Annotated in this window: 3 protein-coding genes; 2 read left to right on the forward strand and 1 reads right to left on the reverse strand. The window is 59.5% G+C overall.

Features of this window, described 5'->3' with window-relative positions; all coding sequences use genetic code 11:
* On the forward strand, nt 1–1,042 hold a 1,042-nt coding region (locus tag FFK22_RS41675), incomplete at its 5' end, for a class I SAM-dependent methyltransferase (RefSeq protein ID WP_143956993.1).
* An 89-nt stretch (nt 1,043–1,131) separates the two neighbouring features.
* The gene (locus tag FFK22_RS41680) at nt 1,132–1,371 is read left to right on the forward strand and encodes a hypothetical protein (protein WP_138893669.1); all 240 of its coding nucleotides are present in this window, start codon (nt 1,132–1,134) and stop codon (nt 1,369–1,371) included.
* A 92-nt stretch (nt 1,372–1,463) separates the two neighbouring features.
* Here FFK22_RS41680 and FFK22_RS41685 read toward each other — a convergent pair.
* Nucleotides 1,464–1,680: transposase domain-containing protein (locus FFK22_RS41685; protein WP_143956994.1), on the reverse strand; the 217-nt coding region annotated here is incomplete at its 5' end.

A 1,680-nucleotide genomic window follows, 5' to 3' on the forward strand; every position in this document is an offset into this window, starting at 1 on the left:
CATATTCAACGCCGATTTCAAGCCGGAGCTGGCACTCGCGGGTGTTTACGAGTCGTCGCAAGCGGCTTCGCCGACATTCTCCGCGTTCTCGCGTGCACTGGCGACCGACTGGGTGACCCGATACGGACTCGCCGGCAAGCGCATCATCGAAGTTGGGTGCGGGCATGCCGACTTCATGGTCGACCTCCTGCGCGCCGGCGTCGCCGACACGATTGGCATCGACCCTCTGACGAAGCCAGAAGAGATACCGCCAGAATTCAAGGACCGCATCACCATTGATCGAGCGGAGTTTGCGCCGGAGCACACTCTGCTGCCGGCCGCCGCTCTCGTCTGCCGCCACACGCTGGAGCACATTCCCGATGTCGCAGGCTTCCTCGGTCTAGTGGCCGACTGGGCGCGCCGTAATCCTGCTTCGCCCATCCTGATCGAAGTGCCGGGTACCGAGCGGATTCTTGCGGAAGGCGCATTTTGGGACATCTTCTACGAGCACTGCAACTACTTTACGCTCAATACACTTTCCGAGGCGTTCGTTCGCGCGGGTCTCGCCGTTGAGTCCTGTGAGTTGGTCTACTCCGGCCAATATCTGCTGCTCGTTGCCCGCGCCCCCGAGCAAGCTCGTGAACTTGGTCTCGCTATCACGCGTGCTGAACATGAGGCAGCGGTTGCGGAAGCGATCAGGTTCGGCGGGACAATTCGCAATTCAGTGGCGCGGTGCCGGGCCGCCATCGAGGCGATGGATCGTGAAGAGGGACCCGTGGTGGTGTGGCAGGGCGCCGCCAAATGCATCGGCTTCCACACTGCGCTCGGCCGCGACATCCCTATCGCTTGCGCGGTCGACCTCAACGTTGCCCGGCACGGCAAGTTCCTGCCGCCGTTTGGATTGGCCGTTAGAGCGCCGGCAGAGCTTGCACAACTCCGTCCCAGCGATGTGGTGTTGCTCAACCCTATGTACGCCAATGAGGTTCGGGCCGATCTCGACCGGTTTGGATTGATGCAGACGCGGCTCCATAGCGTCAACGAGCTATGCGTGCGCAGCCGCTGAAGAACCTGCTTTAGCATCGAAGGGTGCCGGGTGTTCAGGTGGTAGCAGCCCTGGTGGAGCACCTCATGTGGAGTACACTGTGCTAAAGGGTGCCGAAGAAAGTAAAAGCAATTGCCGAGACAAAACGCTCATTTGATGAACTTGTCCACAACAACGTCATCGCGTGGTTGGGAGGAATCCTTGTCGCGGGTTTTGGATCGGGCATTGCCTGTTATGAGTTCGTCATCAAGGCTAGCGGTCAGCAAAGGTATTCGGTAGCGAAGATTGAGGAGTTGACATCTTACAAGGACTTATTCGCCATGGCACCGCAAGTCCTGAATCTGGATTGACGGTCGCACTTAATGGAAAGCCACCGGAAAACGAGCTAACCACACAGCAAAAAGTGCAAGCTGCGCACGAAAAATGGTAAGCGCTGCACCGCTCACACGTTGACGGCGTCGTCGAGCTTCTTCGCGTAGGCCCAGGGCATCAGATCGTCGATGCGGGATGCCGGCCAGCGGTTGGCGAGCTTCGCCAGCGTGTCGGTGCGCCAGTTGTGCGGGTTGATGCCGTTGAGCTTCGCGGTCTCGATCAGCGGTAAGCGCTCGTCAGATCCTCTCCTGCCTGGCCTGACGTGATCGTGCGATGAAGCCTCCGAT

The sequence above is a fragment of the Mycobacterium sp. KBS0706 genome, assembly GCF_005938675.2.
GTDB lineage: Bacteria > Pseudomonadota > Alphaproteobacteria > DSM-16000 > Inquilinaceae > Inquilinus.